This is a genomic window from Marinobacter sp. es.042, from assembly GCF_900188315.1.
Classification (GTDB): Bacteria; Pseudomonadota; Gammaproteobacteria; order Pseudomonadales; family Oleiphilaceae; genus Marinobacter.
The window spans coordinates 2040421-2061784 of sequence record NZ_LT897781.1; the positions used below are offsets into that span (position 1 = coordinate 2040421).

Below are 21364 nucleotides of genomic sequence, written 5' to 3' on the forward strand. Positions count from 1 at the left end.
ACTTTACGTAAAGGTAAACTTTAGACCAAAAAGGAAGAAATCTGCGGGGCTTTATGAGCAGGAAAAGCGGGTGCGACAGGCCTGCCGCACCCTTGGGGGGATCAAACACAAAAATCAGGATTTCGGTGTGATCTTCCCGGGATGGCGGCTTGAAAGTATGTGGTGCAGGGAGCCGCACTCCACCATAGGATCATCGCAATTGACCACGATGTCGGAGCGGGCAATGACATAGCCCTTGCCGGTGATGCTGTTTTTGATCACCTGGTACTCACCCTCTACCTCAACGGAAGTGAATTCACCGATAAAGCCCGTCTCTCTGAGGGAAACGGTTTCCAGCTTGTCGCCCGGTTTGATGCTGCCTTCGTAGTTCATCAACGCCAGACGGGCGGACGTGCCAGTGCCCGTTGTGCTCCGACAGATCACCCCGGGATGCACATAGGTTGCCGAGCGGGACCGGTAATAGCCCTCTGCCACATGTTCCACGGGGCCCATGAAGTGCAGGAACGGCAGTGGCCCTACGTCGCCAAGCGTATAATGGGAAAAGCCCCGCTCTGCCTGAATCGCCTCGACAATGGCGTGGGCGGTTTCAGCGAGTTTGCGTTCTTCGTCCAGGGTCAGATCAAAGCCCATGCTGGCTGCATCAACCAGGGCATAAAAGCCGCCGCTGTATGCAACGCTGTAGGTGATCTCGCCCAGCGAAGGCACGTCGATGGTGGCCTTGTAGGTGTGGATATAGCTGGGCAGACCTTCACAGGTGATGGCTTCTACCACTCCGTCGTGCACCGTCGCTTCAATCTGAACCAGTCCGGCGGGCGACTCCAGTATAAAACTCTGCTGGCCCTCCTGTTTTGGCACAATGCCCGCTTCCAGCACCGCAGTAGCCGTACAGATGGTGTTGGAGCCCGAGTAGATAGGGTAGCCCATGACTTCCATGATGATGTAACCGGCGGCAGCTCGCGGATCCGTGGGCGGCACCAACAGATCCACAGACATCTCCGGTATCCCGTAGGGCTCTTCCAGCAAAAGCCGGCGTAGACCGTCGGCGTCATCCCGCAGGTACTCCATCTGCGCTCGCACGGTATCGCCGGGCAACAGATCAATGCCACCGGTCACGATCCGGCTGACATCACCGCCGGCATGGGTATCCATCAACTGAATGGTCAGTTCCGGTTTCATCAAGCGCTCTCCAGTGACCAGGGTTGGCCGTGTTCTTCCCATTGTGAGTCGGGAACGATCACGATCTTGCCGAGATAATTACTACCCCGGTTCACAAAATATTCTTCTGCCCGGTGCAGGTCAGAGAGCCGAAAAGCACCGTGCAGAACCGGTTTCAGTTGCCCTCCCCGGATCCAGGCCATCAGTTGTTCTGCCTCTTCGCGGGTGCCATGAGATACCCCGAAAATCTGTACCTGATAGAGGTAGATCCGGGTCCACAGGATTTCACTGATGTTGCCGCCACTGGCCCCTGCAATACTCAGGCGCGGGTAGGTGCTGCGGGCGTTCATATCGAAGATCATGGTGTCGATGAACACATCGGTCATCTCTCCGCCCACCAAGTCCATCACCGCATCCATGGGCTTGCCTCCGGTTTCCGCTTTCACCCGATCTACAAAGCTGTCCATATCGGAGCGATCCAGCACCGCCTCGGCGCCCAGTTCCAACAGTGCTGCCGCTTTGTCCTGTTTACTGAGAGCATAGGGAATAGCCCCCATAATTCGGCAAAGCTGGATCAGGGCCGTGCCAACGCCCCCGCTGGCGCCGGTCACCAGGACCCGCTCTCCGGCCTTGATGTTGGCCGAGGTAAGCATGTGCATGGCGGTCTGATAGGAACACATACCCATGGACGCTACTTCGGCATCCGCCAGTTCGGCATTGGGTATGTGATGGAACTGGTCAGCCGGCAGCGCTACGTATTCCGCGTAACCGCCGTCGGCACCGTGGCCGAAGTAATCGGGCGTGAGATTGATATCTCGACGGTCATTGGCGTAGATGTTGAAATCCAGAAGGCCCCGCTCTCCAATGCGGGACTCATCCACACCGTCACCAACAGCCACGACACGCCCGGCGATGTCTGCCCCCTGAATCCGCGGAAAAACCAGCGTGGGCTTGCCGCCCATCTGGAAGGATGTCATTTCGCCTTTTTTGGTGGGATACAGCCCTTCCCGTGCCTTGCGGTCGGTGTTGTTCTTCGCCGTTGCCGTAACCTGAACAAGCACCTGGCCGGCTCCGGGCGCAGGAACAGGCACGTCCTGGTACTCCAGTTTATCGACATCACCGTGACCGGTAAGAACCATGGCTTTCATGGTGTTCGGGATCATGGGCTGACGATCCTCCCTGTTTGCTGAATTTCGGGTATTCAAAGAGGATAGGTGAGTTTACCGGGCGTGTCAGTGCGTGTTGCGGGTATCCATTATCAGACTACCGGGCAATCACTTTGTAGACAGGACGCAGCTTGGGAATCTGCTTGAGTACCACCTGGATGACCGTCATCAGAGGCACCGCCAGGAGCACGCCCACCGGCCCCCAGAGCCAGCCCCAGAAGAAGATCGAGACGAAGATGATCACCGGATTGATCGCCATCCGAAAGCCGTGAATCCAGGGTTCAATGAACAACCCCACGAGCGTCGTCAAACCGAGAAATCCCAGAGGGGCAATAGCCATCATCCAGAGTTCGTCCAGACTGACTGCCGACACTATGGTGAGCAAGGATATCGAGAGAATATTGCCGAGGTAGGGAATAAAGCGGGCAAGACCTGCCACCAGTCCCCAGACCGCTGGATCAGGCAACCCGACACCCCAGCATATCAATCCCGTAGCGGTACCGACGGCGAGATTACTCAGCCCGAGAACACCAAGATACTGGGCGATCTGGTGCTGGGAATCATGGGTTATCCGCAACACTGTTTTTCGTTGGTCAATGGGGAGCTGACGCACGAAATTCTTGATCAGGCGATCGCCGCTCACCAACAGGAAATAGGTCAATGCCAGTGCCAGCGCCAAGCCAGCGATGCCGTTCCGGGCTTTGGTCATCAATTGATTGCGCCAGGAGTCCGTCTGCAGAACAACCGCCGTTGGCTGTTGCCGTTCTGACTCCGAAAGCTCCTCAACGGACTTTTCAACCTGTTCCGCAGACTCTGTAACCCTGGCGATCTGGCGACTGATTTCGCTCTCGCCCACCAGCAGCCTCGATATCCCCTGGGGCACTTCCTCAACCCACTTGAGGGCGGGCGTCGCGACGGCCAATGTAATGCCGACGATGCCGGCGAGCACCAGGAGCACAAACACCAGGGAGCTGATCATCCGGGGAACCCGCCACTTGACGTATGCCTTCTTGACCAGTGGCGAGAGCAGCAGGCTCGTCATTACCGCAAGAATAATGGGCAGGACAATCTGATGAGCCACGTAAAGGGTGTACAGGATTCCCAGGCCGAACAAGCCGTATATCGGCGTGGCAAGGTCCGATGAAATCAGCAGGCGCTTGTTCTCACCCGCCGGTTCCTTATTTGTGGATTGGTCTTCCATGATGAAGCCTGTATACCGTGAAAAAAGCTGGCCCGGTAATTCCAGGCCAGTGTTAAAAACGGTCAGTCTACCTTCACCATGGCGCGAGCGCACCCGGGAGAGGGTTACGCGGGGTTCACTTGAAGCAAAAACCGAAGTTTCGAAAACGAAATGTAAGCTCGGCACTTCGATTTTTTTGACGGATTCCTGTCATTCCCTAGTTTATCGGCTCAGGATGATTGACGACGCATCGGAAGCCTATACTCCCCGAGTCAACAGATCCTCCGCTTCTCGCAAAAACAGTATCGCCCCCGCCAAAACTCCCCCCCATTCCAGCCCAGTCTCGAACAGTCTTCTTAGGTTTTGCTGGGTCGAGAGGGTTCTTTGGCCCTCTTGGGTTATCAAAGCTGGCCTCCGTATAAAAATCCGGTTTAAACCAATCCTGAGTCCATTCAGCGACGTTGCCAGTCATATCATGAATACCAATTGAATTCGGCGGATAGGAGCCTACGGGACGACGCTCCATCACATTAAAATCGTGGCTGACCATGTTTCCAGATGGAGGTATGCTCGGATCAATGTATTGCACGGGTCTCTGCAAGTACTTATCAGGATTCGCTTCCCCAGTATCAGTTGCATAAGGCACTTCCTTGCCACGGCTTCGGGCAGCGTATTCCCATTGAGCTTCCGTTGGCAAAGCAAAGGGTAAACCGGTTTGATCGCTTAACCAGGCGCAGTACCCTTCTGCCTCATAGTAATTTGGTGTTCTGGCAGGTTTAAGATGAAAATAAGGAGACAAGGGATCTTCACTTGGTGGGGCGATAAATTTCTCGTCATACCCAGACCCCTTATACAAGGAAATGTGTCCAACTTTCTCATAATAGACGCGCATTTCTCCCCAAGTTGTCTCGTACTTGGATATGGAGTAGCTGTCGACGCTGACCTCGACAGCAGGCTGAGCGTGATCCGTTAAAACTACATAAGGCGAACCATTCGGGTGTCCTACATCACCCAACTTAAAAGTACCTCCCTCAACAAAGACCAGATTTTCAATCGCTTTTTGCTTGACTCGTGAAACCGCATCGGCCGAGCCATTACCAAACCTCTCACAAGCAGTTAATGAGGTTGCAAGCACCACCAACCCCAGCTGCAAACCTTTATTCAGAACCATATGCGGTTTTCCCTAGCCAATCCTACAAATACGGCAGACGTCGAAAGGATCCATTTTCACGGGCCTTCCCGCAATTGCCCTCTGGCCTTGAAGCCCAAGTATGAACATGCGCTGATCCGCTTTGTTTTTTCCAATGAATGCAAAAAGTCGATCAACATTCGACTCAAACTCCTTATGCCTCGCAAAACCTTCAGGGTTCATTCGCATAACGGTTTCCTCGAAATCGCGCCAACCCTGAAAGGTTTCCATTATCTGCTTAACAGCCGTAATTTTGATGTCATCTGCACCCCACAAATTAGGGGTCACCCACCAGTCATAAAGAATATTGTCCAATACAGCCCCTTTTACTTCAGGAGGGGAATGCCTGAACACAGAGTCCTCGGCCAACGCTAAATCGACGACCACGTTGTAAGCCAATTCATGGCCACGCTCCTCACGAGCACGGTTTACGAAAAACGACTCGACAAATCGAACGATCTCAGTCGCCATGGAGTTGGCAAATTCTTCCGCTGCCCCAGCGGCAGACAGTCCCCTACCAAGGGCATACAGACTAATTCGCTGGTACCACTTAAAGGCGGAGCTATTCGAATCAAAGAGCTCTAAATATCTGAAGTCCACGTCCATTAGTGCGTTGTAGACGAAATGGAGCATCCGAATGACTTTCTGAGTCTCGATCTCCAAGAGAAAGCTTCCGGATGGCCCCACGCCTAGCACAAGCCCAGCGTGTGCGTTTAAATAAAATTTGCCAGTCTCCGGGCTGAATAACAGCCTGAGTTCGGCCTCTGCCCCAGCCCCCAACGCTGCCTCGACCTTCTTACCTACCCTACAAAGCCTTTCCCACTCTCGCTTCTCGGTCAGTACGTCTTTCCAACGCAGCTCACCTGCCACCTCACATCCGCCACGAATGCCTGCGAATACCCCAGCCTCAGCCCCCGCCTTCTGCCCGTTATTCCTCGAAGCAATGCCCTTCAGAGTGGGGAGGCCGTCCTTGGTGGACACGTGAACATTTCCAGCAATAAGAGCCGAGGCGCCGGCAAACGCGGTCAGCGAGGCGTTGATCGCTGCCTGGAAATGGCCGAGCGACGCGATCTTGCGCTCGCCATCCCAGCCTCCAACCCGATAAGGAATCCGGATTTCGGACCGGTTATTCACCGGAAACGCCTGCTCAACACCAACCTTGCCCTGCGCCAGCGCATACTGCGCTTCCGCTTTCGCCTGGAAATGCACTTTCCCCTTGCGCGGATCAAATTCACCCGAAGCTGCCGCGCCGGCAGCAAAGCGCATGAACTGTGCTTCTGCGGAGGCATCAAACCCGGTCTCATCGACCGCTTCCCGCCTGGCTTCCGCGTCGCCCCAGATGGACCAGGATGCCTCGTCGTAGAACTTGTTCAACGTCGTCATAAGCGCGCCATTCTTATCCGGCTCCCAGAGGGTTGCGTTGAACTTGACGTTGAGTTCGCTCCGGATAGCATCTCTCAGCTTCGCCGGATCAACGCCGTTCTCGGTCAGCCAGCCCTTGCTACGCTCCCTGTCTCGCGATGCCATCGAATACCGGCGAGGGTGGTTCGCGATCTTGTCAGAGCGCACAAATGTGACGTGCTTATTTCCCGCCAACCGCTTTATCTCAGTAATCGGTGGGATGGATTGCATATCGGTGGTCAGTACTGAGCGCGCCTCGAGCTCGCTTATCAGCCGCTCTTTTTCCTCATGCACTTCCGACAACAATTGCCCTTCGCCTTCAGTCGCGCCCAGTTCTGAATCGATCTCGCCATCATCAAGCCCGTCAAGCTTCCCGTAGAATTCAGTGATGGGACCACAAACGAATTCCTCTTCTTCGACCCACTCCGCCAGTTCTGCCTCGGTCAGAAGAATCAGTTCGTCAGACCCGGTTACATGAACAACTTCCACGATTTCTTCGGAACAGGAGGGCTCCTGGGCAACAGAACCCACTTCACAGCTCGAGAATAGCTCCTCGTTAGCCGCCGGAAGCTTGAGCGGTTGTCCCGGAAAGATTCGATCCGGGTTCTCAATTTCAGGATTCAGCCGCATCAGACTGCTCAGGGTGGTTTGATGCCGTTGTGCAATCGCACTGAGGGTGTCGCCGGAGCGAACGGTGTATTCAGAAATCATCAGGCAACTCCGTATGCCAAATGGTTATCCACTGCTTTCAGACGTGAGCCAGCCGAGAGCTCAGAGTCAGACAGAATGGTGCGGATTTCGGCAAGCTTGATCTGCTCCCCGTGAACCACGGCCAGCTCGGCGTAACGGCTAACCTCCTTTTCGGTTCGAAAACCCAGCGCGGTTGCCTCATTGATGAGTTGCTCCAACCGTGCTCGATCCGTGATGTCGAGAAAACTGCCCAACTTCTCGACGAATTCATGCCTGGCGCTCTGTGACAGCACTGCCACATGATTTTCAGTGAGGAGAAACCAGCCTTCCTCAACCGCTTTCCTGAAGTGTTGCGAGCCATCTGAATCGAACCGGGATAGCTCTCCGTTCGGCTGGAAGGCCAGCCACTCTTTGACTGGCCCGCTAAAGCGAGCGCGTTCCTGCTCATTCAGTGCAGACATCAGCCATGTGAGCTGCTTGGGTGCGTAATAGCGCAGGTATGAGAACCCCCCATTCGGCATCTGCACACTGAGCAAACTGCGCAAATGACCCGCCACAACGGGGAGGCTTTGATCCGATAGAAGGATAATGGCTTTATCCTGCCACTCCGACTGGGCACGCCAAAGCCGTGTACCCTCGGAGGGTTTGACCAGGCAAGGGGTCACTTCCATAGCCGCTTCATGTGGTGTGCCCAAGAACAGATATTCCAGTTGGGGCTGATCATCATGCTCGTAGGTGAAGCGCGGTGCATCAAACAATGCACCGTCGAAAAGAATGTAGGCCTTCGCACTGGTTGTTTCATCCAGCCCTATCATGCAGTCACACCCTCGCATGAACAGGATGAGAGGGCGCATGTGCCATCCGGCTTGCGCCCGCACTGCTTGACCAGTGCAACATCGTTCCTGGCCGCCGTTTTCAGGGCCTGCGCCGAACTTGGTGTAGGGCCTGCTACAGTCCGGGTGTCGGTTTCAGCAAGCTGTGCCGGTTCATTCGTATCGGAAACTTCACTCAGGCTTCGTGGCAGTACAGGCCCATTGCTGGAGACTCCACTCCCACTCCCAGGCCCACCGCCAGAGTTCATGCGCACCGAAGGCCCAGAGACCGTAACGCCACTGGGATCCAGCTTCAGAAAGCTGCCGCCCGCCTTGAGAGTGAGTTCGGCGCCCGCCTCGATTACGACTTTCATACCCGCTTTGTGGTGGATCTCGGTGCCAGCCTCAACGAGCTGGTTTTTGCCCTGTTTGCTGTGAAGACTGCCACCGATGGAGAGGCTGTAATCACTTCCGACCGACTCACGCTGTTCGCCATCGACAGTGCGGTGCTCATTGCCTTTGACGTGACTGAAATCGTTGTTTTCGACCGTGCGGTGACTGTCGTTCCGAATCACCTCCGTGCGGTTGTTCTCGATGAGCAGGTCCAGGTCTTTCTGGGCGTGGACGTAGATCTGTTCCTGGTCCGCCTCATCCTCAAACCGCAGTTCGTTGCTGCCCTCGCCTTTGTGGGTTTTGGTTTTCAGGGTGGTGCGGGTTTTGTGCTCCGGCAGCCCATAGGGTGGCGTGTTGGTGATGTGATGGGTTCGCCCGGTGATGATGGGCTGGTCCGGGTCGCCATCCAGGAAGGAGACAATTACTTCGTGGCCGATTCGTGGCAAGGCCATGAAGCCATACTGGCCGCCGGCCCAGCCCTGACTGACTCGGAGCCAGGCGCTGCTGTGTTCGTCGTTCCTGCTGTATCGATCCCAAGGAAACCGCACTTTCACCCGACCATATTCGTCGCAGTGGATCTCCTCGCCTTCCGGGCCGGTGACAATCGCAATTTGCGGGCCGTCCATCAGAGGACCATGGGGCGCTGGGGGACGCCAGGTCAGGTCTGCAGGTATGGCATTGAACCGGTTGTGATAGGTGGTGGATTCGCTGCCGCCCTCCTCTTCCAGGGCCTGGGGCTGGGCACCGGTGTGGGTGACTGCGGTCAGCAGCCATTCCCGATTCAGGGCATCGCTGTCGTGCTCCTTCAGTTCAACCTTGGCGCCGGCGCTGAAGTCCGGGCGATTGCTCTCACCGGATGCGGTACTGGCATCATTGCGGAGGGATTGCAGTCTGGCTTCGGTAAACGGCTGGCCACTGGCATCGGCCTTGAAGCGGCCGGGGTAATCGTAGTGCTGGTAATCTTCTCGGTGCTTCAGGTGGCCGGTGGATTGCTCATGCATCAGGGCATAGGCAGGATTCCGGAAGGTGTAATCCTTCATGGCCACGGAAGCGACCCGCACCCGCTCTTCATAGCGAAACCGGAACACGACCGGGCGCCTGCTGCTGCCGCCGGCTTTGGCGTTATATTCTGCCGGCTCCAGCTTCGGCGCATCGCCATGATGGTCGGCGATTACAAGCGCCGGCTGTGTGTCTGCGTCCACGCTCCCGTGTTCATACCTGTAATGCCAGCCCTCTTCAGCCGCGAGACGTTCGAGGAAGGCCAGGTCGCTTTCTCGATGCTGAACACAATACTCCCGCCGCTCCGGAGTGCGTTTCAGATCGAAAACCGAGTCGATAATGCCGCGCTCTTCCAGCAAGGTTCGCGCGACGGTATCGCTGCTTTGGGTCTGGAAAATCCGGCTGTTGTGCATCAGCCCCAGACGCCAGAGCGGCGACTGAATATTCAGTTCATAGCGGGTTCGCCGGTGACCGGCATCGCCCCGAACAAATTCGTTAACCACACCAGTGAAACGCCTTAGCGGCACGCTGTCCTGCCAGATAACGAGATCCACCGGTTGCTCCAGGATCTCCGCTGCCTGAATCGATGAGTCGATACTGGCCAGCTCAAGACGACCCTGAAATACCTCGGAGAGGCGCTCGGTCAGTGCGAAGCCAACCACGGAAAATAAATCGGAGGGGAGTCCGCCAACACGGGCGGTGAACTGCAATCCGCTTGCCTGGGGCATATCTTCAATCCTTGAAGGTATGGTTTCTATCATCGTTTATTGCAGGGATCTGTACTGCAACCAGATCCTTGGTCACGTCGCCTGCAAAATCAGTTGGGAAAGTTACCAGTAGTCTACAGGAGAATCAATGAACTGTGTCCCCGACCGTAAACTGTACCACCCGATCCAATGACCATCAGACATCAGTGTGCCGTAGAGTACTGACAACTGTGAGCTTCCGGTTTACTCTTCAGGATGAGAGAGGGTAACGTGCGATAATCTATCGGAAAATAACCACTGCAGCACTCCAATCCACAGGGCTTCTGAACACAAGGGCGATCCCGCGAAACTATGGCGTCAGAAGAAGAAAAAGGGAAAGTTGAGATCAGCATATTCAAGCGGTTTGCAGCCGCAGCGGGTTTAAATTGTGAATATGTCGAAAAGCAATCGCCCGAGGATGGAAAACCCGATCTTAAATGCCTGATCGATGGTGAAGTCATCTTTTTCGAATTGACGGAAGCTTGTTCAGAAGACGTCGCCAAGGCAATCGCGAATCCCCGCAGTATGAACGACCCGGGATTGGCTCGCGCTATTGACTACACCTCCGAAACTTACAAAAAGAAGATAGCCAAGCGGTACGCTGTGAGCGAACCAATCGAACTCCTCATCTACAACGTCGGCCGAACGCTTCTTTCAGATGATGTGTTGATCGACAATATCCGAGCCATATCAGACAAGAACAAGGGACCATTCAGAAAGGTCTGGTATTTCGGGGAACATGTAAGCGAGCTTTGAGAGACGGGCGCGGCGAAGAACCGCGCCCGCTTCGACCTACTCGGGCTTATACAGCCGTTGGATGCTGGAGAAATCCAGGCTGCCATTGCCCTGCCCAGCATGGAGCTGGAACAGGTTGCGGGCCAGAGAGCCCATGGGAATGGAAGCCTGGTTCTTGACGGCGTTGTCGAACGCCAGCCCCAGATCCTTGGTCATCAGATTGACCAGAAAGCCGCCCTCGTAGTTACGGGATGCGGGTACGCCTTCCATCACACCTGGCCAGGGGTTGTAGACGTTCAACGCCCAGTTGCCACCAGAGCTCTGCTTCATGATTTCCGAGAGCACCGCCGGATCCAGACCGTTCTTCACGCCGAGCGCAAGTGCTTCGCTGGTGCCGGACATCAGGATGGCCAGCAGCATGTTGTTGCAAATCTTGGCCACCTGGCCGGACCCATGATCACCGGCATGAAAGATGTTCTTGCCCATGGCGTCAAGAATCGGCTTGGCCTTGTTGAAGGCCTCTTCCGAGCCGCCGCAAATGAAGGTCAAGGTGCCGGCCTTGGCACCGCCAACACCGCCGGAGACGGGCGCATCGAGGAACGGGATATCCTTGGCTCGTGCAACTTCGGCAACGCCCCGGGCTGTTTCCGGTGCGATGGTGGAAGAATCAATCACCAGGGTGCCGGCCGGCAGTTTTGCCAGCAGACCATCGTCTCCCAGGTATACCGCTTCCACATGCTGGCCCGCAGGCAGCATGGTGATGACACACTCAGCGCCACTGGCTGCTTCGTGGGCGGTGTCTGCCGTTTTCGCGCCTTCGGACACCAGGGCGGCAACAGCGTCTTTGGACAGGTCGAATACGGTGACCTCGTGGCCGGCTTTTACCAGGTTTCCGGCCATTGGGCCGCCCATGTTACCGAGACCGATAAAGGTAATCTTTGCCATGTCTTTTCTCCTTGTTCTTGTAATAGATCAGCTAAAAAAATCGTCGATCCAGGCGCTGTCCATTTCGGCAAGGGAAGCATAGCGCCAGCGGGGCTGCTGGTCCTTGTCGATCAGAAGCGCGCGGATGCCTTCGGCAAACTCGCCCTTGGTCAGGCACTTGGTGGAAAGCACCAGTTCCTTGTCGAGCACCTCTTTCAGGCTGTCGTGTTTGCAGCCGTGCAGGTGCCGCCAGACCAAAGCCAGGGATGTGGGTGACGCACCAGCCAGGGAGCGGGTCGCTTTCGCCACCCAGCCGTCGCCACCAGACAGTTCTTTCAATTGGTTAACGGTCGTTTCCAGGGAGTCAGCATCGGTAACCCGATTGATCTCATCGAAATGAGTGCGAACCGGTGACTCCGGCATGGCGTCGGCGCTCTCACGCTCGTATTGACGCAACACACTACCGACCACTGCATGAGGATCTTCGCCCTGCCAGTTACGCTTGCACAGCTCGGCAACAACATCGGCCTTCAGATCATGCCGGACGAAGCGGTCGGCAAGGCCAGTGAAGATTGCATCAGCGCCGTTCAGGCGAGCACCGGTCAGACCCAGGAACAAGCCGGTGCGCCCGGGGGTGCGGTTCAGGAACCAGCCCGCAGCAACATCGGGGTAGAGGCCGATGGTGATCTCGGGCATGGCAAGCTTCGATCCTTCCGTGACCACCCGGTGAGACGCGCCCTCCATAATGCCCATACCGCCACCCATTACGATGCCGTGTCCCCAGCAAACGAGCGGTTTCGGGAAGGTATGGATCAGGTAATCCAGCTCATATTCCTCGGTGAAGAATGCCTCACCCTCACTGGCACCCTGTGGCTCGGTCATGCTGCGATACAGGGCAACGATGTCGCCACCGGCACAGAACGCCTTGTCGCCCTCGGATTCCAGCCAGACGGCCTGGATTACGGGGTCCTCCGCCCAACGCTTCAGTTGCGGAGTCAGTAACCGGATCATTTCCAGAGACAGCGAGTTCAGCGCTTTGGGCGTATTCAGCCGGGCCACGGCGATCAGCGCGCCATCGCCCGTCTTCCATTCTTCGAAGATAATGGGTTGATCACTCATAACAGGTCCTTGAGCCAGCCTTCAAAGCCGGCTTCAGCGGTTTTTCCATTCCGGCTTGCGCTTTTCGAGAAACGCGTTTACGCCTTCTTTCTGGTCTTCGGTAGAGAACAGCTCAACAAACAGTTCCCGCTCCATGCGCCAGCCGTCGTCGTGGCTGCGGCCATCGCGGGCGCTCATCACCAGGGTCTTGCAACGAGCCGTTGACGACGGGCTCTGCTGGCACGCCATTTCCGCCAGCTCCAGCGCCTTATCAAGGCTCTGTCCGCTCGGCACCACTTCCTCAACCAGGCCGATTCGCAGTGCCGTATCGGCCTTTACCCGCTCACCGCACAGAATCATCCGCTTGGCCCAGCCCTCACCCACCAGCCAGGGCAGGTTCTGGGTGCCGCCGGCACAGGGCAAAAGGCCAACGCCTGCTTCGGGCAGTGCCATTTGGGCATGCTCTTCGGCAATGCGGATGTCACAGGCCATGGCGCACTCCAGGCCGCCACCCATGGCGTAGCCGTTCACCGCCGCGATAGAAACACCGCGGAACCGCTGCAGCGTGGAGAAGGCCTCGCCAAAAAGCTGGCCCATCTCGTTCGCCCGGGCCTTGTCGCCATCGGCGAAGGTTTTCAGATCGGCGCCGGCGGAATAGAACTTCTCGCCCTGCCCGGTCATTACCAGGGCAAAGATATCCCGATCTTCGTTCAGTTCCTTGACGATGTTCGTCAGGGCAATGAGGGAATCCTTTGTCCAGGTGTTGGCCGGTGGATTGTTGATGGTCAGTACCGCGATATGTCCGCGTTTTTCGAGCTGAATCAGGTCACTCATAAAATTGTCCTCTAATGAACATGGGGTCAGAAGAATGCTTTCTTCTGACCCCGGATTTACGCTCACTGGATAGCTTCAGCGACACCGTCATCGAGCAGGCGACGGGCAACAATCAGACGCATGATTTCGTTGGTGCCTTCCAGGATCTGGTGCACACGCAGGTCACGCAGATAGCGCTCAAGCGGGTATTCACGAATGTAGCCATAACCGCCGTGAAGCTGCAGGGCCTCGTTGACCACTTCGAAACAGGCATCGGTGGCGAACCGTTTGGCCATGGCACAATGCAGTGTCGCTTCCGGATCGGCGTTATCAAGCTTGAACGCGCCCAGACGAACCATCTGCCTCGCGGCAACCAGATTGGTGGCCATGTCGGCCAGCTTGAACTGCAGAGCCTGGAAAGCCGCCAGCGGCTTACCGAACTGTTCCCGCTCGTGCATGTAGTTACGGGCACGGAGAAGAGCCGCCTGGGCACCACCAAGGGAACAGGTGGCGATATTCAGACGCCCGCCATCGAGCCCCTTCATGGCGATGGCAAACCCGTCGCCCTCGTCACCAACTCGGTTGCTGGCCGGAATGCGGACATTCTCCAGGCTGATCATCCGGGTAGGCTGACTGTGCCAGCCCATTTTCTCTTCGTTCTTGCCGTAGGAAATGCCGTCGGCATCTGCGGGAATCACGAAGGTGGAAATACCTTTATAGCCGGAATCCGGCGCTCCGGTTCGGGCCATCAAGACCAGAATATCGGTGGCCCCGGCGCCGGAAATGAATACTTTACTGCCGTTGATTACGTAGCTGTCGCCATCGCGCACGGCCTTGGTGCGAAGACTGGCCGCGTCTGAGCCGGCACCCGGCTCGGTCAGGCAGTAGGAGGCGAGCCATTCGCCGCTGGCGAGTTTAGGCACGATTTCCTGCTTGAGATCATCCGACGCAAAGCTGGCGACCATCCAGGTAGCCATGTTGTGGATGGTGATAAACGCGGCGGTTGAAGGGCACGCAGCAGCGAGCTCTTCCACGATAACCGAGGTGTCCAGCCGGGACAGCCCCATACCGCCAAGCTCTTCGGGCGTGTACATACCCATGAAGCCCATTTCGCCGGCTTCCTTCATCACATCGACCGGGAAAATATGCTCGCTGTCCCACTTCGCAGCGTGGGGCGCCATGGATTTTTCCGCGAACGCTCGCGCGGCCTCGCGAAACGCCAGCTGATCTTCGGTGAGGTTAAAGTCCATCGTTACGCTCCAGATAGAGAGGGCTTGGCATTGAGCGGGGAAAACAAGGGGCCGGAAACAGGTTCCGGCCCAAATACCCCACCTTCAACGCAATTAACGCAACTGGATAGAGAAGTTGGCTTCCGAGCTGGTCGCTTCACTGGAGAACCAGCGGGAGGTAACCGTTTTGGTTTCGGTGTAGAAGCGTACCGCCTGCTTGCCGTAGGCATGCTGGTCACCGTAGAAAGAACCCTTCCAGCCAGTGAACGAGAAGAACGGCAGGGGCACAGGAATGGGGATGTTCACGCCCACCTGGCCTACGTCGATCTCATGCTGGAAGCGACGCGCGGCACCACCGGAACTGGTAAAGATGGAGACGCCGTTGCCGTACGGGCTGTTATTCACCAGCTCGATGGCATCACCAAGGGTGTCGGTTTCCATGCAGGAGAGCACGGGACCGAAGATTTCCTCGTTGTAGATATCCATCTCGGTGGTAACACCGGAGAACAGAGTCGGGCCAACCCAGTTGCCATCAGGCAGTCCGTCTACAGTGCAGCCGCGACCATCCAGCAGAAGGTTAGCGCCCTGCGCTTCGCCGGTCGCGATCAGGGACTCGATACGGTCTTTCGCCTTGGAAGAGATGATCGGGCCATAGCTGGCACCGGAATCGTTCCACGCGCCTGGACGAACTTTTGCCATGGCTTCTTTCAGTTCCGGAATCCACTGCTGGGCTTCGCCCACAAAGACCGCGACCGAAATTGCCATGCAGCGCTGGCCGGCAGCACCAACCGAGGCACCAACCAGGGCATTGATCACTTGCTGTTTGTCAGCGTCCGGCAGGATCACCATGTGGTTCTTGGCACCGGCGAAACTCTGGACACGTTTCATGTTGCGGGTGCCGGTCTCGTAGATGTAACGGCCAACAGGCACAGAACCCACGAAAGAAACGGCCTTGATGGCGGGATCAGTCAGCAGTACGTCAACCTGCTCCTTGCCACCGTGAACCACCTGCAGAACGCCCTTGGGCGCACCGGCTTCTTCAAACAGCTCGGCAAGGCGCATGGGGGTCAACGGATCCTGCTCGGAAGGCTTGAGGATAAAGGTGTTACCGCAGGCAATCGCCATTGGGAACATCCACAGCGGGATCATGGCCGGGAAGTTGAAGGGCGTGATACCGGCGCACACACCCAGCGGCTGGATCCAGGAATGGGTATCCACTTCACGGGCAACGTTCTCAACCGTCTCGCCCATCATCAGAGAAGCGACGTTTCCAGCGTGCTCAACTACTTCAATACCGCGCCAGACATCCCCTTTGGCGTCTTCAAACGTTTTGCCGGTTTCCTGCGAAAGGATTTCGGCAATCTCGTCATGATGTTTTTTCAGAAGTGCCTGATAGCGGAGCATAACCCGGGCGCGCTCGGAAACCGGCACTTCCTTCCAGGTCTTGAATACTTCACCGGCATACTTGATGGCCTGCTCCATTTCCGCATGAGTCGTGTTCGGAGCCTTGGCGATCACTTCGTTGGTGGCGGGGTTGGTAACTTCAATCCAGTCCTTGGTCTGGCTCTGGATGAATTCACCTGCAATATACAGCGGTACATTTTTCATGTTGATGTCCCTGTTTGTTGTTGTGCGGGAAGCCGGCCGGAACCCGAGGGTTCCTGGCCACGTTTACCCAAAGGCTAGCACGGTATTGACCAATGGGTGATTGACTAAATTTCGCCCGTAATGGACTATCTTTCGATAAAGCTCAAACAAACAAGACCAGAAATGACCCAAACCTCACAGTGGCCGGTGCCCAAAGACAGCATTCGCTACGTGGTGCCTGAGCCGATCATTCGACTGCTCGCGAGCCATCCACTTACCCGGGACCTCTATCCACTGGCGTTCGGCCATTACCGGCGCGCCGTCGGCCATCACATGCATCGGGAGCACCATCACGACAATCTTTTGATCTACTGCACGGAAGGGCGTGCGTTCCTGAACGTAGGCGGAGAGCCCTACACGGTGGAGGCTGGCGATCTGCTGCTTCTGCCGGCCGGCGCCAACCATCGGTATACCGCCGATCCGGACAATCCCTGGACCATTCACTGGGTGCACTACACCGGACCACTGGCAGCGGATTTTCAACACTACATGGGGTTCGACGGCCCGACCCGGATTCGTCATTTGGGCCGGCAACCCCGGCTTCTGGTTGACTTCAATGGCCTGCTATCGGTGCGACAGACCGGTTTCCGGGCCCGCGGCCTGATCCACGCGGCCAACCGGCTTCGGCAACTGTTGGCTGCGGTTCCGATCAACGCCGACGAAACCGGGCACGAGCGGCAGGCCGAACTGGAAACCATTCACAACTATATGCGAGAGCATCTGGATGAGCGTATCAGCCTGGAGCAACTGGCCGATCTCGCTGGCCTCTCACCGGCTCATTTTGCCACCCGCTATCGGGAACAGACCGGCACCTCCCCGATCCAGCACTTCCTGCACCTGAAGGTGGAACGCGCCTGCCAAATGCTGGACACCAGCAGCCTGAGCTTTGCAGACATAAGCCGACGCCTGGGCTATGACGATGCTTACTATTTTTCGCGGCTTTTCAAAAAGGTAATGGGCCAGTCACCCCGGGACTACCGGCATACCGCACGACACTGAACGGTCAACCCGGGCCAGATTGAAACCTGCCGCCTTCTACGACTTTTGTTGCAGGAGCCAAGGGGTTAGGCTGGGGGCATCGAATGACAAAAAGAGTGAGCCCATGGCCATGTACACCATTGAAATTGATGAAACCTTTGACGTACCCCGACGACGGGTTTTCGCCCTGTTCGCCGACCACTACCGTTTCGGAAAACTGCTGGGAGCGCCGGTCAAACGAATCAAGGACAGCGATCAGGCTGATCCCAACGGCATCGGCTCCGTTCGCAAGATCGGCATCGGGCCGGTCGGCCTGGAAGAAACGGTGACCAGCTTCGAGCCGGATTCATTGATCGAATACACCATCACCAGCATGAGCCCGATCCGCAACCATCTGGGAAGAATCCGTTTTGAGGACACACCGGAAGGCCACACCCGGGTGAACTACACCATCACCTTCGAAGACATCGTACCGTTCACCGGGAAGGTCGTCAGCAGCGCTCTTGAACAGGGCATTCGCCGCGGGATCAAACGGGTACCACAGCTGGCCTGAGAGCCGGCAACAACAAATCGTTACTTGAGGAATATCAGAGAATTGACCTGAGGCAAGAGTTGGCTTTTGTCAATTTTGTAATCTCCGCGCAGCTTGCAATATCCGGCCATTCCGGCCGGATCAAACTGTATTTTGCGGGAGACCGAAATGGCAGCCGAGCCCATTGTCCTGTTCGATAACGGACACCACAAATGCCTGATGTTCGATTCCCTGGTAACCGGAGAGGGCGTCCAGTCCAACCAGTTCCTGATTGTCGACGGTAAACATGAAGCACTGATCGACCCGGGTGGTGACCTCACCTACACCCCGCTGTCGGTGGCGGCATCACGCTACATGAACATCCGCGACATGGATTACGTGTTCGCCTCTCACCAGGACCCGGACATCATCGGTGCCATCGACCGCTGGATCGTTCATACCCGCGCGAAGATCGTAACTTCGAAACTCTGGGCCCGGTTTCTCCCGCACCTGGTTTCCAGCTACGTGACCAACCAGCTCAGCGGCAGCGTGTACGACCGCATCGTTAGCGTTCCGGATGCCGGCGCCAATGTGAAGTTCGGGGAATCCTATCTGCAATGTCTGCCAGCCCACTTCATGCATTCGGTCGGCAACCTGCAGTTCTACGATCCGGTCTCGAAGATTCTGTTCTCGGGCGACCTGGGTGCCTCCATGGGAGGCGAAGACGATCACCTGCCTGTGAAGGACTTCGACAAGCACATACCGAGCATGATCGGCTTCCATCGGCGCTACATTGCCTCCCGGAAGGTCTGCCAACTCTGGGCGAACATGGTCCGCGACATGGATGTTTCGATGATTGTGCCCCAGCACGGCAAACGCTTCGAAGGACCGGTGATGGTTGATCGCTTTCTGAACTGGGTCAGCGATATGGAGTGCGGCATCGACCTGATGACTCAGGACAACTATCGCCGCCCGGTTGATTACGTTTAATCGCCCGAAGAGGGGCACCGCGGCCGGCTGGACGCCATTTCCTGCCCGGCGCCCCGCTCCAGAGCTGACAGAAACTGCTGCGCCGACGGCTGACCATCGTCCACCGCTGCTACCCGGATGAGGCACAGGCCCTCATCCCTGTTGCCCTCGTCATAGAGTCTCTTGCCCAGCCGCCAGCTAGCGTCACTGTTACCCGCTTCTGAAGCGCGTCGATACCAGGTCATAGCCTTGCTTGTATCCAGTAAGGTCCCCCGGCCTTCTTCATAGGCCATGGCCACTTCGACCATGCTGATGGAATCACCGCTCTCGGCCGCCCGAACATACCACTGGAAGGCTTTCTCCTGGCTTTGTTCCACGCCCTGCCCCTGAGCATACATGTTGGCCACGTTCAGCATGCCCTGGCGACTGCCTTCCTCTGCCAGCTCAAGATACTGCTCAAACGCGGAGTCATACTGCCCCATCCTTGTAGACGACATAGGCATTGAGAACCCGGATCATGTCCCGTGCCACCTGGTCCTGATCGCCGTTCTCGTTACCCCCGGCACTCGCCAACGAGCATGAAAAGACCAGGCACAGAACCAGCATCCGAACCATTGTCTGCGTTGCGCTTTGTCTTTGCATTCTGTTCCCCGACGCCTGCCAGTTGTCCTCTCACGCTAGCAGTGGCTTGCCGATAGGTCTGTGCATCAAAAGTGCTGTCCTGCTGGCACCTTGGTATTGGCGGATCGTGAAAACCATCCCGGAACAGGGGCCAAATAAGCCTGTCCCAAACCGGCAATGTTGAGTAAAATCCGGCCTTTTCCAGAGAACCAAGAGGCAGCGCAGATGGGCAGAGCCTACCAGAACCGCAAAGAATCCATGGCCAAGACGGCTGCGGCAAAAACCAAGGTCTACAGCAAGTACGGCCGCGAGATTTACATGAGCGCCAAGTCCGGAGGCCCCGATCCCCAGGCCAACCTGTCCCTGCGCGGACTGATCGAGCGGGCCAAGAAAGACCAGGTGCCCTCGCACGTCATCGAAAAAGCCATCGATAAAGCCAAGGGTGGCGCCGGTGAAGACTATGCTGCAGCTCGCTACGAAGGCTACGGACCGGGCAACTGCATGGTGATCGTGGACTGCCTGACCGATAACCCGAACCGCACCTTTGGCGACGTGCGCCTGGCCTTCACCAAGACCAAGTGCAAGATCGGCACGCCCGGAGCCGTGTCTCACATGTTCGACCACAGCGCTATTTTTGCGTTCAAGGGCGAGGATGAAGAGGCCGTACTCGAGGCGCTGATGGAAGCGGATGTCGATGTAACCGACATCGAAAACGAAGATGGCCTGATTACCGTGTTCACACCGAACACCGAATACGCCAAGGCTCGCCAGGCACTCGTGGACGCAATCGAAGACATCGATTTTGACGTGGATGAAATCCAGTTCCTGCCCAAAACCACCACAATGGTGGAAGGAGACGACATCCCCATGTTCGAGAAATTCCTCGACATGCTGAACGAACTGGACGACGTACAGAACGTGTTCCACAACGCCGAACTGCCAGAGCAGTAAACAACCCGGCCCGCTGGCCTCGCAGGAAGATAGCACCATGCAACAGAACGCTCCCACAAACCGCAAGGCGCGCGTGGTAGTCCTGAAAACAGGCACCACCTACCCGGACATTCGGGCAAGGTTTGGCGATTTTGACGAGTGGTTCCTGCGCGGGTTGTCAGACGAGCTGGATATCACCGTTGCCAATGCCGAGGCCGGTGAACTGCCGGGGAATCCGGAAGACTGGGACGGCATCGTGGTGACGGGCTCCCCTGCCATGGTGAGCGACCGGGCCGAGTGGAGCGAGAACGCGGGGCGTTGGCTGGTAAAAGCCGTCAGAAGCGAAGTGCCGGTGCTTGGTGTCTGCTATGGCCACCAGTTACTGGCCCACGCCCTGGGCGGGGAAGCTGGTTACCATCCGAATGGCCGGGAAACCGGCACCCACGAGGTTGAACTCCTTCCCGAGGCAGCTTCCGATATCCTGTTCCGGGAGCTACCGGAAAAATTTCCGGCCCAGCTGACACACCGGCAGTCCGTGCTGCGCCTGCCTGAAGGAGCGGTGTTGCTGGGACGCAACCAGTTCGAGCCTCATCAGGCTTTCAGAATTGGCCCCTGCGCCTGGGGCGTGCAGTTCCATCCGGAGTTCACGGACGCCATTATGAGCGCCTACCTGAAGGTCCAGGCGCCCGACCTGACACGGGAGGGGCTTGATGCGGAGGCCCTGATCGCCGGCGTAAAGCCAGCGCCGGATGCGTCCTCGCTGCTTTCCCGTTTCAGCAGATTTGTTCAGGATCGGATCCGGTAATTCGCGGGCCAACCGTTAGGGTCAGTCGAGGATATAGGCGGTTTTTTCCATTGCCTGCTCTTCTTCATCGATGAAACGGAACTCATTCCAGCCAATGCGCACCATGTCGTTGCTGTTGAGACGCTGGCGGTCAGCAACCCGCAATTCGTTCACAAAAGTGCCATTGGTGCTGTTGCTGTCGGTAATGTAGTAATCCACCGTACCTTCCAGATAGGCATTGGGCACCGCTTCTATGAGGGCGTGCTGGCCGCTCACAGAAATTTCATCAATCTGGATATCGTTGTCCGGGCGCCGACCGATGCGCGTTTCCGGTTGCCCGAGTTCAAAGGTGTTAACAACAACGTTATCCACCAGTTGCGAAAGCGAAGCCATG

Annotated in this window: 21 protein-coding genes; 6 read left to right on the top strand and 15 right to left on the bottom strand. The window is 56.9% G+C overall.

What is annotated here, in order from left to right:
• Window positions 1-114: 114 nt before the first annotated feature.
• From CFB02_RS09555 to CFB02_RS09585, 7 genes are all read right to left on the bottom strand, one after another.
• Window positions 115-1176 (bottom strand): proline racemase family protein, encoded by a 1062-nt coding sequence (locus CFB02_RS09555; protein ID WP_088557824.1) that lies wholly within the window; start codon window positions 1174-1176, stop codon window positions 115-117.
• Window positions 1176-2318, bottom strand: coding sequence for a zinc-binding dehydrogenase (locus CFB02_RS09560; RefSeq protein ID WP_088557825.1), 1143 nt, complete (start codon window positions 2316-2318; stop codon window positions 1176-1178). The genes CFB02_RS09555 and CFB02_RS09560 overlap by 1 nt, the downstream gene beginning before the upstream one ends.
• A 100-nt stretch (window positions 2319-2418) precedes the next feature.
• On the bottom strand, window positions 2419-3522 hold the full coding sequence (locus CFB02_RS09565; protein ID WP_088559208.1) for an AI-2E family transporter: 1104 nt from the start codon (window positions 3520-3522) through the stop codon (window positions 2419-2421).
• 196 nt (window positions 3523-3718) lie between these two features.
• Complete coding sequence (locus CFB02_RS09570) at window positions 3719-4672, bottom strand: formylglycine-generating enzyme family protein (RefSeq protein WP_088557826.1); 954 nt, start codon at window positions 4670-4672, stop codon at window positions 3719-3721.
• 12 nt (window positions 4673-4684) lie between these two features.
• Window positions 4685-6802, bottom strand: a complete 2118-nt coding sequence (locus CFB02_RS09575; protein ID WP_088557827.1) for a LysM peptidoglycan-binding domain-containing protein — start codon at window positions 6800-6802, stop codon at window positions 4685-4687.
• On the bottom strand, window positions 6802-7635 hold the full coding sequence (locus CFB02_RS09580; protein ID WP_227519171.1) for a DUF4123 domain-containing protein: 834 nt from the start codon (window positions 7633-7635) through the stop codon (window positions 6802-6804). Before CFB02_RS09580 ends, CFB02_RS09575 begins: the two co-directional genes overlap by 1 nt.
• Window positions 7593-9713 (bottom strand): type VI secretion system Vgr family protein, encoded by a 2121-nt coding sequence (locus tag CFB02_RS09585; protein WP_088557829.1) that lies wholly within the window; start codon window positions 9711-9713, stop codon window positions 7593-7595. The genes CFB02_RS09580 and CFB02_RS09585 overlap by 43 nt, the downstream gene beginning before the upstream one ends.
• Before the next feature lie 330 nt (window positions 9714-10043).
• Here CFB02_RS09585 and CFB02_RS09590 point away from each other — a divergent pair, with 330 nt between their 5' ends.
• Complete coding sequence (locus CFB02_RS09590) at window positions 10044-10487, top strand: hypothetical protein (protein ID WP_088557830.1); 444 nt, start codon at window positions 10044-10046, stop codon at window positions 10485-10487.
• A gap of 36 nt (window positions 10488-10523) precedes the next feature.
• Here the strand turns inward: CFB02_RS09590 and mmsB are convergent, their stop codons facing one another.
• From mmsB to CFB02_RS09615, 5 genes are all read right to left on the bottom strand, one after another.
• Entirely contained in the window at window positions 10524-11411 is an 888-nt protein-coding gene (mmsB, locus tag CFB02_RS09595; RefSeq protein WP_088557831.1) for a 3-hydroxyisobutyrate dehydrogenase, read from the bottom strand.
• A 27-nt stretch (window positions 11412-11438) separates the two neighbouring features.
• On the bottom strand, window positions 11439-12509 hold the full coding sequence (locus tag CFB02_RS09600; RefSeq protein ID WP_088557832.1) for an enoyl-CoA hydratase/isomerase family protein: 1071 nt from the start codon (window positions 12507-12509) through the stop codon (window positions 11439-11441).
• Window positions 12510-12542: 33 nt separating this feature from the next.
• On the bottom strand, window positions 12543-13322 hold the full coding sequence (locus tag CFB02_RS09605) for an enoyl-CoA hydratase (RefSeq protein ID WP_008175944.1): 780 nt from the start codon (window positions 13320-13322) through the stop codon (window positions 12543-12545).
• A 62-nt stretch (window positions 13323-13384) separates the two neighbouring features.
• On the bottom strand, window positions 13385-14551 hold the full coding sequence (locus CFB02_RS09610; RefSeq protein ID WP_088557833.1) for an acyl-CoA dehydrogenase family protein: 1167 nt from the start codon (window positions 14549-14551) through the stop codon (window positions 13385-13387).
• Window positions 14552-14644: 93 nt separating this feature from the next.
• Window positions 14645-16138 carry a CoA-acylating methylmalonate-semialdehyde dehydrogenase gene (locus CFB02_RS09615; protein ID WP_088557834.1) on the bottom strand — a complete coding sequence of 498 codons (1494 nt, stop codon included), beginning with the start codon at window positions 16136-16138 and terminating at the stop codon, window positions 14645-14647.
• A gap of 162 nt (window positions 16139-16300) precedes the next feature.
• On the opposite strand from CFB02_RS09615, the gene CFB02_RS09620 reads away from it, so the two are divergent.
• The 3 genes from CFB02_RS09620 (at window position 16301) to CFB02_RS09630 (ending at window position 18656) form a co-directional block, all read left to right on the top strand.
• Window positions 16301-17176, top strand: a complete 876-nt coding sequence (locus CFB02_RS09620) for an AraC family transcriptional regulator (protein WP_008175950.1) — start codon at window positions 16301-16303, stop codon at window positions 17174-17176.
• Window positions 17177-17279: 103 nt separating this feature from the next.
• Window positions 17280-17708, top strand: a complete 429-nt coding sequence (locus tag CFB02_RS09625; protein WP_008175952.1) for an SRPBCC family protein — start codon at window positions 17280-17282, stop codon at window positions 17706-17708.
• 147 nt (window positions 17709-17855) lie between these two features.
• Window positions 17856-18656 carry an MBL fold metallo-hydrolase gene (locus tag CFB02_RS09630; RefSeq protein WP_088557835.1) on the top strand — a complete coding sequence of 267 codons (801 nt, stop codon included), beginning with the start codon at window positions 17856-17858 and terminating at the stop codon, window positions 18654-18656.
• Here the strand turns inward: CFB02_RS09630 and CFB02_RS09635 are convergent.
• Complete coding sequence (locus tag CFB02_RS09635; RefSeq protein ID WP_227519172.1) at window positions 18653-19132, bottom strand: tetratricopeptide repeat protein; 480 nt, start codon at window positions 19130-19132, stop codon at window positions 18653-18655. The genes CFB02_RS09630 and CFB02_RS09635 overlap by 4 nt on opposite strands.
• Window positions 19104-19277 carry a hypothetical protein gene (locus CFB02_RS18350; RefSeq protein WP_227519173.1) on the bottom strand — a complete coding sequence of 58 codons (174 nt, stop codon included), beginning with the start codon at window positions 19275-19277 and terminating at the stop codon, window positions 19104-19106. Before CFB02_RS18350 ends, CFB02_RS09635 begins: the two co-directional genes overlap by 29 nt.
• Window positions 19278-19481: 204 nt before the next feature.
• Between CFB02_RS18350 and CFB02_RS09640 the strand changes: the two genes are divergently transcribed.
• Window positions 19482-20207: a YebC/PmpR family DNA-binding transcriptional regulator gene (locus CFB02_RS09640; protein ID WP_088559209.1), complete on the top strand. Its 726-nt coding sequence runs from the start codon at window positions 19482-19484 to the stop codon at window positions 20205-20207.
• Window positions 20208-20244: 37 nt separating this feature from the next.
• Complete coding sequence (locus tag CFB02_RS09645; protein ID WP_088557836.1) at window positions 20245-20991, top strand: glutamine amidotransferase; 747 nt, start codon at window positions 20245-20247, stop codon at window positions 20989-20991.
• Window positions 20992-21012: 21 nt separating this feature from the next.
• Here the strand turns inward: CFB02_RS09645 and CFB02_RS09650 are convergent, their stop codons facing one another.
• Complete coding sequence (locus CFB02_RS09650) at window positions 21013-21363, bottom strand: FHA domain-containing protein (RefSeq protein WP_008175962.1); 351 nt, start codon at window positions 21361-21363, stop codon at window positions 21013-21015.
• Window position 21364: the final 1 nt, after the last annotated feature.